Raw genomic sequence first — 9619 nt, 5'->3', positions numbered from 1 at the left:
CCCCGTACACCGCGTCCGGCAGCCCCGGCCGCGACTCCAGTACCTCGACCTCGCCCACCAGACCCCGCTCCCGCAGCCTGCGCGCCAGCAGCGTCAGACGCGGCGCGCTGCCGCGTACGTCGCACAGCAGCAGGCGGCGCGGCGGCCGTGCCGCCGACGAGAGCAGCAGCTCCAGCGAACTGGCGCCGATGGAGCCAAGACCCACGAACGCGACATCGAGGTCCGCGAGGTCCTGACCGGTGGCGTCGAGCGCCGCCTGCACCGTCCTGACCACCGACACGACCGTCACCGCGTGCCCGGTCGTGACGGCGGCGGTGCCTTCGACGGCCCGCAGCACGTCGTACCCGTATCCGCTCAACGAGGGGATCATCCCCGCCAGCGAGACACACCGGGCGCCGTACGACGAGGCCAGCGACACCGCCCGGGCGGTGTGCCCGACGAGCCCCTGCTCGCTGGCGAGTTCGTCGGCGAACAGCGGCACGCACACGAAACCCGACCGGCCCAGCGGTGTCCCCACTGTCTCCAGCAGGCGCGGCGCGCCGTCCGGGAACAGCATCCCGCGCAGTTCGGCCCGCAGCAGCGCACCCTCGGGCAGACCCGCGAGCCGGGCCAGATGATCCGGGGCGGGCAGGTAACCGACCAGCGCCGCGTCCATCGTCCCGCGCGCCGCCCGGGTCTTGTGCGCCGCCCGCGTCCCGGCCGCCCCCTGCGGCCGCTCGGCGCGCCCGGAGTCGGCGGCCCGCGCGAGGCGGTCCCGGAGCGCGTGTACGAAGCCGTCAAGTCCGGGCGCTGTGAAGGCCTCCGCGGCCCCCCTCACCGTCACGCGCAGCCCGTCCCCGTCGGGCCGCACCGCCATGAACACGTCCGTCGCGGCCGACGGCGGGGCGAACGCGCTGTCCGCGTCGTCCCAGGAGACCGCCAACGCGGGGGCGTGCGAAGCGGTCGGCGCGGGGCCGTTCGCGGCGGTCAGCGCGGAGAAGTCCAGGAACGTGAAGAAGAACTGCGACGTCAGCGGCAGCCCGTCGGCGCGGCGCGGCACGACGCTCTCGTGGGTGCGGGCCGCCTGGGCCTCCTTCACGAGCTGGCGCAGGGCGTCGCCGAAGTCTTCCGGTACGGCGGAGGGCCGTACCGGCACGGCGGCGGCGAACGGGCCGAAGATCCGGTCCACGTCGGGCAGCGGACGGTCCCGACCGCTCACCGCGAGCCCGACGACCAGGTCCGCCCGGCCGGTCACCGCCTGCAACTGGTGGTAGTAGGCGGTCAGAAGAGGCGCGTACAGCGTCGCCCCCGCCTCCGCCGCCAGCGCCCGCACCGCCGCTGTCCGGCCCGCGTCGAGCACGAACCGCGCCGAGTGGAACGACACGGCCTCACGTACACCGCTGCCCACCTCGCGTACGCCGCCGACCTCACCCTCGCCGTCGTCGGCACGCAGCACCGGCGGGTGGTAAGGCTCCTCCAGCCGCGCCCGGTGTCCGGCCTCGTCCGGCGCGGTGCCGGGCGGCGCCTGTGCCGTCAGCAGGGCGTGATCGCGGAAGGTCGCCCGGGGTGGCGGCAGTTCGGCGGGGTGTCCGGCGGCCAACTGGCCGTACACCGCGGTGAGTTCCCGCATGAGCAGCGCGGCGCTGTATCCGTCGCCGATGAGATGGTGCGCGTGTACGAGCAGGACGTGCTCGTACGGGTCAAGGGTAAGGACGCGAAGCCGCAGCAGGGGCCAGGCCCACGGCTCCAGGCGCCGCTCCCTCTCGGCCGAGACCCGCTCGTCCACGGCACCTCGGTCCGCGACCGTCTCGAAGACGACCGGCAGCCGCAGCGAGCGCGGCAACTCCTGCTGTACGGGCGGCCGGACGCCGGAGGGGAAGACCGTACGCAGCATGCCGTGCCGTTCGACCAGCTGGTCCACCGCCGCCTGGAACAGCTCAGGATCCAGCGGCCCGGACAGCCGCAGCCGCGCCAGCCAGCTCCCGTGGCCCGGCGCGATCGCCTCGGCGAGCAGGAAGCCGCGCTGGCCCGGCGTGAGGGGGAAGGGGCCTGCGTGCTCCACGTGGCCCTCCCCGGCCGGGCGCGCGCCGCCCTCGGCCCCGGCTCGGCCGCGCGGCTCCGCGCTCCCCTCCCCGCCTTCCGCGTCCACCGCCGAGGCCAGCGCGGCCAGGGTGCGGTGGTCGTATATCGCGGTCGGCCTCGGCAGCGGGCCGGACGTCTCGCCGAGCCGGGCGAACACCTGGAGGATCAGCAGCGAATCGCCGCCGAGATCGAAGAAGTCATCCTCCCGGTGGACCGGGCCCGCCTCCAGCAACTCGGCCCAGATCGCCGCCAGCCGCCGCTCGGTCGCCGTCGCCGGGGGAGTGCGGCCTTTGCTCGTCCTTGCCGCAGTCGTAGCGACCCCTTGAAGGACCCGTTCGGCACTCTCCGCCGGACCGTCGGCAAGCTCGCCCAGCGCGCGGCGGTCGACCTTGCCCGTGCCGTTCAGCGGCAGCGCGTCGACGAGCGAGATCCGCGCGGGGACCATGTACGGGGGCAGGGCCTGCGCGACGTGACGGCGCGCCTCCCGAGGGTCCGGCGGCGCCGAACCGGGCCGGGCGGTGATGAACGCCAGCAGCCGCCCCTCCCTCGCGACCACAGCGGCCCGCGCGATGCCGGGGTGTGTCTGGAGCGCCCCCTCCACCTCGCCCGGCTCCACACGGTTCCCGCGGATCTTCACCTGGTCGTCGAGGCGCCCCAGGAACTCCAGTACGCCGTCCGCGCCGCGCCGCACCCGGTCGCCGCTGCGATACCAGCGGCGCCCCTCGCGTACGACGAACGCCCGCTCGGTCAGCTCGGGATCGCCCAGGTAACCGGGCGTCAGACCAACCCCCGCGATGAGCAGTTCACCGGATTCGTGCGGACCGCACGGGGTGCCGTCGGGGGCGACCACCTCCAGGTCGGTACCGGCGACGGGCCGCCCGATCGGCAGTCGCTGTACGTCGTCGGCGGGGCGGGCGTCGATGAGGTGGCACGTGGCGTTGATGGTGGCCTCGGTCGGCCCGTACAGGTTGGCGATGCGGGGCCGCTGCCCCGGGATGCCGTCCTCGCCGTCGAACAGGTCGTACCACCGGCGCACGTGCTCGGCGGGCAGCGCCTCGCCGCCGACGTGGACCCAGCGGAGCGCCGTCAGGTCCGGCCGCCCCGACCCGCGCCGCACCCGCTCCTCGGCGGCCGAGAGCAGCTGCTCCCACAGTGTCGGTACGGAGCTCCACACGGTGACCCGCATCCGCTCCATGTACGCGAGCAGCAGCTCCGGGTCGCGCAGGAGGCCCCGCTCCACGCTCACCACGGTGGCGCCGACCATGAGGGGCGCGAGCAACTGCCGCACGGACGCGTCGAAGCACGGGGAGGCCGTCTGCGCCAGCCGGTCCCCGGCGTCGTAGCCGAAGGTGGTGAGGGCCCAGTCTAGGTAGTTCTCCATGGACCGGTGGGTGATCGGAACCGCCTTGGGGCGACCCGTGGAACCGGAGGTGAAGATGACGTAGGCGATCGACTCCGCCGAAGCCTTCGCCTCGGGGGTGAGGGGCGGTGTCCTGTCCTCCGATCCTGTGGCTGACTGCCCGTCAAGAGACAGTGCACGTACGCCCTTTAGCGCATCGACGATGTGCCGCGTCGACGCATGACACACCACTGTCGTGGCGCCGGTGCGGGTCAGCTGGTCCGCCAGCCGGGCGGGGGGATGGGCCGCGTCCAGTGGGACCCAGCCCGCCCCGGCACGCAGGATGCCGACCACGCCGATCACGGTCTCCGGGCCGGGCTCGGTGAGCAGCCCGATCAAGCGGCCCGGACCCGCGCCGAGTTCGCGCAGGCGTGCGGCGAGCAGGCGGGAGGCGCGGTCCAGGGCCTCGTATGTCAGGGTCTTTCCCGCCTGGTCGACGGCGGTCGCGTGGGGTGTGGCACGGAACTGGTCAAGGAGCCGTGCCACCAGCCCCCGGCCCGCGCCCGGCGCACACAGCGCCGCCAACTCCCCCCGGTACTCCCGGTCCAGACGCGCCACGGTCTCGCCCCGGAACAGCCGCGACGGGAAGTTCCACGAAAGGCGCAGCACGGGGCCGTCCGCCCAGGCGAGCAGGGACAGCCGGGTCGTGGCCGAACCGGTCCCGGCCCCGGTCGCCCGTACGCTCACCGGGCAATCGGCCGCTGGGCGGGCCGGGAAGCGGGCGAAGCTGAAGCCCGCCGGGCTCACTGTGCGCAGGCCGCCCTCGGCGCCGGGCAGCAGCCCGGCCAGGTCGAGACTGCTCACCCTGGCGTGCCGCTCGCTCTCCAGCCACTCCTCGCGCAGCCGCCGCGCCAGCGCCGTGATCGGCTCGTCGGCGATCGTCTCGCAGAGCAGGGGCAAGGTGTCGGCGAGCGGGCCGACGAGCCGGTCCATGCCGTCGAGCCGTATGTCGCGCCGGGCGCGTGCCACGTTCACGGCGACATCCGCGCGCCCCGCCCACCGCGCGAGGCAGCGCACGTAGGCGGCGAGCAGCAGATGGAAGAGGGACACGTCGTGCGCGGCGGCCAGCCGCTCCAGGCCGGAGGTGAGCGTCGCGTCGAGCACGCCGTAGAGCCGCGCGAGCGGGCCTTGCGGGGGAGCGTCCGGCTCGCCGTCGTAGGGCAGCCGCAGTGGTTCGCCCCGCGCGGCCAGCCGCTCGGTCCAATACCGGCGGTCGCTGTCCGGCGCGGGGGAGCCGGGCGGCCGGGCGCTCGCCGCGGCATAGGAGGCGAATGTCGGCACCGGCCCGGCGAGCACCGGACGCCCTCCGCGCCACATGGCGGCGTACAGGATCCACAACTCCTCGGCCAGGACGTTCAGGCTGTACCCGTCCGCCGCCACGTGGTGGACCACCAGGAGCAGGTGCGCGAGGTCCGGGGCCTCCCGGATCACCACGGCCCGCACCGGCGGCCGCACGGCCAGGTCGAAGGGCTGGTCGCACAGGGCGGACTCGGCGTCGGCCACGCTCCCGGGAGCGCCCTCGCGCACTTCGTACCAATCCGACAGCGGTACCGCGGGCACCACCCGCTGCATCGGCCGAGCCCCGGTGTCGTCGACCCGCATCCGCAGCATGCCGTGCCGTTCCATGAGGGCGGTCAGCGCCCTTCCCAGTACGTCGGTGTCCAGCGGGCCGCCCAGCGTCAGCCGCAGATGTCCGCGGGCCGGGATGTCCGGATGCAGGCGACTACTCGTGTACAGGGCCCGCTGTACGGGGGTGAGCGCGAACGGCGTGCCTTCGGCCGGCCCGCCGGAACTCGGTGCTCGTTCCCCGGTGTCGGGGGCGGCTTCCGGCCGGTCGGCCGCGTCGAGGTGGGCGGCCAGTTCGCGCACGGTCCGGTACTCGAAGAAGAGCGTGGTGGGCAAGGGGCGCCCCACCTGACGCTCCAGCCGCTTGACGAGGTCGACGGCGCCCAGCGAGTCGAGCCCCAGCGTCAGGAAGGGGGTGTCGTCGTCGACGGCCGAGAGCGGTACGCCCAGCGATTGCGCGAGAAGGGTCCGGAGGAGGGCGGGAGTGCCGGTGGTGTCCTGTACGCCCTTGAGGGGAGCTGTCTCCTGCGCGACCTTCGCGGCGGCGGGACCGACGGACGCCGTGTCCTGCGGGAGCGTCAGATCGGCGAGCACCAGCTGGGCCGCGTCCATGCCGCACGCCGACCGCAGCGCGGCCAGCGCGGGCGCGGTCGGCAGCGGACGGCCGCCGGTCGCCCGCAGCGTGCCGAACGCGGTGGCCAGCCCCGGCCCCGCGAACGGCCCGAAGTTCACCGAGAGCCACGGTCGGCCCGCCTGGCGCTCGGCCGCGGCGAAGGAGTCCAGGAAGGCGTTGGCGGCCGCGTAGGCGCCCAGCGCCCCGGCGAGTCCGGGCAGGACCGACGACACGGAGGAGAACGCGACGCACACGCCGGGGCGCTGACCGTGGCGGCGCAGTGCCTCCGACAGCAGCACGGTGCCGAGCGTTTTCGCCGTCATCGCGTCCAGCGCGTCCGGTACGTCCGTCGCGCGCAGGCTGCCGGGCCGCAGCACCCCCGCCGCGTGGAAGACCGCGTCCAGCGGGGGCAGCGCGGCGACCAGGTGCTCGACGTCCTCGCGGGCCGCGAGGTCGGCCGGGTGGTAGCGGGCGTCGGCACCGAGCGCCGTGAGTTCCTCGATGAGGCCCTCGGGCGGTCGCGGGGAGCGGCCCGCGAGGATGACCACGGGGCGCCCGCGGGCGGCGAGTTGCCGGGCCAGCGCGGAGCCGATGCCTCCGCCGCCACCGGTGATCAGGAACGCCCCCTCGGCAGGCAGCCGCTCGCCTCCGTCGGGAACGTCCGCGTCCTCCGCCGCTCCTGGCACGGCGGTTACGGCGGCCCGTATCAGCCGCCGCCCGCCCCGCCAGGCGACCGCCCCCTCGGCCTGCGGGGCCGAGACCTCGGCGAGTACGGCCCGCAGCCGTTGCCCGGGGGCGTCGGCGGAGGAGAGGTCGACCCAGTTGGCCACCGTCCCGGGGGTCTCCGGAGGCACGGCCAGGGCCAGCGCCCCGGGGATGGCCTGCGCCGGGTCCGGATGCTCGGAGCCGTACCCGGTGACGTGCGCGTCCTCCGTCATGACCAGCAGACGGCGGGCCCCGGAGCCGTCGAGCAGCGCGAGCGCCTGCCGGAACGCCGTGAGGGACCGCCGCTGCGACCGAGCCACGGCCTCGGCGGTGTCCTCATCGTCGTTGGCGCCGTCGTGGGTGGCGGGCCCGGCCAGCAGGATCACTGTGCGGGGGCGGGCGGCACCGGGTGCGGTGGCCGCCTCCACGCCCTGCTCGGCGAGCTGTTGGGCGAGCGCGCGCACCCCGATAATGTCCGAGCCGGTCACCAGCACGGGCCCCACGGCGCCGCAGTCGTCCAGCGGAGCCTCCCGCCAGGTGACGCGGTGCAGGAGCCCGGGCGCCGCGGGCCAGTGGCGGCGGCGCTGAAAGGGGTACGGCGGCAGGGGCACGCGCCGATGGCCGGCGTCCAGCCCCGCACGGCCCAGGGACACGCCCCGCACCCAGAGACAGGCCACGGCCTCCAGCAACTCCTTGGCGCCGCCCACAGATACGCCCCGACCGGCCTGGGCACGGGCGGCCTCCCGGGTCGGCCCCCGGTCCACCTCTCCGGGCGCGGATACGACGAGTACCCCGATCTCCTCAGCACCCCGTTGCCCTGCCGCATCCCTCTGCTTCCCGGCACCCCGCAGCCCCGCCGCGATCGCGCGGATCGAACCCGCCAGGCTCGTGCCCGGTCCGAGTTCCACGAACGTGTCGTAGCCGTCCTCGGTCAGCCGTGCCACGGCGGGCCCGAACAGCACCGGGCGCAGGGCGTGTTCGCGCAGATGGTCCCCGTCCAGCCGGGGCTGCCACGCCGCGGTGAGCGTGCTCATCACGGGGAGGTCGCAAGCCCCGGTGCCCAGAGCGTGCGCCGCGTCGGTGAGAGCCCGTGCGGCCGGCGCCATCAGCGGCGAGTGGAAGGCCCGCGTCACCCGCAACGGGCGTACCACCGCCCCTTGTCCGGAAAGCTTCCCGGCCGCCCGCCGGACCGCTCCGAGGCTGCCGGACAGGACGACCCGGCCAGGGGCGTTGTACGCGGCCACCGCCAGTTCGCCGGGCGCCGCTCCCACCAGTTCGGCGATGTCCTCCTCATCGGCTCCCCGCACGGCGAGCATTGCTCCCGGTTCGGTCAACTCGCCCATGAGACGCCCGCGTTCGGCCGCGAAAACCACCGCCTCGGACAGGGAGAGAGCCCCACTGACACACGCGGCCGCGATCTCGCCGACACTGTGGCCCACCAGCGCGTCGGGGCGTACACCCCACGCCATCAGCTGGCGGGCGAGCGCCACGCCATGAGCGACCAGCAGCGGCTGCGCCACCTCCGTCGCGGACAGCGCGGAAGGTTCCACGTCTACGGCCCCGGACACGTCCGCGCCCACGCACCAGGCCGTCAACTCCCTTCCCTTGACCGCACCGAGCAGGGCCGAGGCCTCATCGAGCGTCTCGCGGTAGACCGGCGCCGTCGCGTACAGCTCCCGGCCAATATTTGGCCCGAGCACGCCCTGGCCGGGGAAGACGAAGACGGTACGCGGCCGGTGCGCCACCACCCCCGCGAACACCCCCGGCTCCCGGGAGCCGCCCGGGGCCGCCGCCGCGACGAGCCGTTCGCGGAGGTCGCCGTCGGCCACCAGGGCGAGCCGGTGCGGCGCCTCGTCCCGGGCCGTGGCCGCCGTCAGGCATACGTCACCCTCATCGAACTCCGGGTGATCCCGCAGGTGCTCGGCCAGCCGTGTCGTCCAGGCGCCCAGACCGGCGGCGCTACCGGCGGACAGGGTCAGCAGTCTCGGCCCGGCCAAGCCCTGGGGAGCGGGCGCGGGCGGCGGGGAGGGCGGCGCCTCTTCCAGGACCGCGTGCGCGTTGGTGCCGCCGAAGCCGAAGGAGTTGACGCCCGCCCTGCGCGGGCCGGGCGCGTCCCACGCGGTCACCTCACCGACCAGGGCGAACCCCGACTCCTCGACCGCGGGCGAGGGGGAGGTGTGGTGGAGGGACGCGGGCAGACGGCCGCGCCCGAGGGCCAGCACCACCTTCACCAGAGACGGCAGTGCGGCCGCGTTCAACAGGTGCCCGATGTTCGTCTTCACCGAGCCGAGCAGCCGGGGGCCGCCGTCCGGCCGGGGCGGGAACGCCCGCGAGAGAGCCCGCAGTTCGCTGGGGTCGCCCACGGCCGTGCCCGTCCCGTGCGCCTCCACGTACGTCACCGACGCGGGGTCCACGCCGCAGGCCTCGTACGCCTGGCTGATCACCTCGTGCTGGCGCGGCGGATTGGGTGCCATCAGGCTCAGCGAGGTGCCGTCGTTGTTGACGGCGGTGCCGCGTACGACGGCCAGGACGTCGTCGTCACGCCGGGCCTCCGCCAGGCGCCGCAGGACGAGGGCAGCCCCGCCCTCACCGGGCACGAACCCGTCGGCGGCGGTGCTGAAGGCGCGGCTTCGGCCGGTGGGTGACAGGGCCCGCGCGGCCTCAAGGGCCTCGTGCGCGGCCGGTGTGAGGTGCAGATTGACTCCGCCGACGACGGCGATGTCGCACTCGCCGTCCGCGAGGCTGCGCCGGGCGAGATGCAGGGCCACCAGACCCGAGGAGCACGCTGTGTCCACGGCGAGTGCCGGGCCGTCGAGATCGAGGCAGTGGGCGACGCGGGCGGCCACGAGATTGGGCAGGTTCCCGGTCAGGGCCGTCGCGGCGGGCGGAGTCCCGGCGGGGCGGGCATCGGCGAGGAGCTGCCGGTAGCCGCTGTCACCGACGGCGGCGAAGACGCCGACCCGCAGACCGCGTCGGCGAGGCCCCGCGTAACCGGCCCTTTCCAGCGCCTCGTGGGCGAGTTCGAGAAAGATCCGCGCCTGCGGATCGAGGGTGCGGGCCTCCTCGTCACCGATGCCGAAGTGGGCGGCGTCGAAAGTGGTGACGTCGTCGAGGAAGCCGCCCCAGCGGCCGTCGGCGCCGCCCTTGGCCCACCGGTCCGGTGGCACGGGCGTGACGGCGTCGCGGCCGGCGGCGAGCAGGTCCCAGAACTCTTCCGGTGTGCTCGCGCCGGGGAACCGGCAGGACATGCCGATGACCGCCGCCGGGTGCGGGAC

General features: G+C 75.0%; 1 protein-coding gene. It reads right to left on the bottom strand.

Going from position 1 to position 9619, the window contains the following annotated elements; translation table 11 throughout:
* A partial coding sequence (locus GKQ77_RS20250) for a hybrid non-ribosomal peptide synthetase/type I polyketide synthase (RefSeq protein ID WP_219690338.1) occupies window positions 1-9619 on the bottom strand: 9619 nt, incomplete at both ends.

The organism is Streptomyces anatolicus, assembly GCF_019400875.1.
Lineage (GTDB): Bacteria > Actinomycetota > Actinomycetes > Streptomycetales > Streptomycetaceae > Streptomyces > Streptomyces anatolicus.
This window is presented reverse-complemented; position numbering and strand designations above follow the sequence as displayed.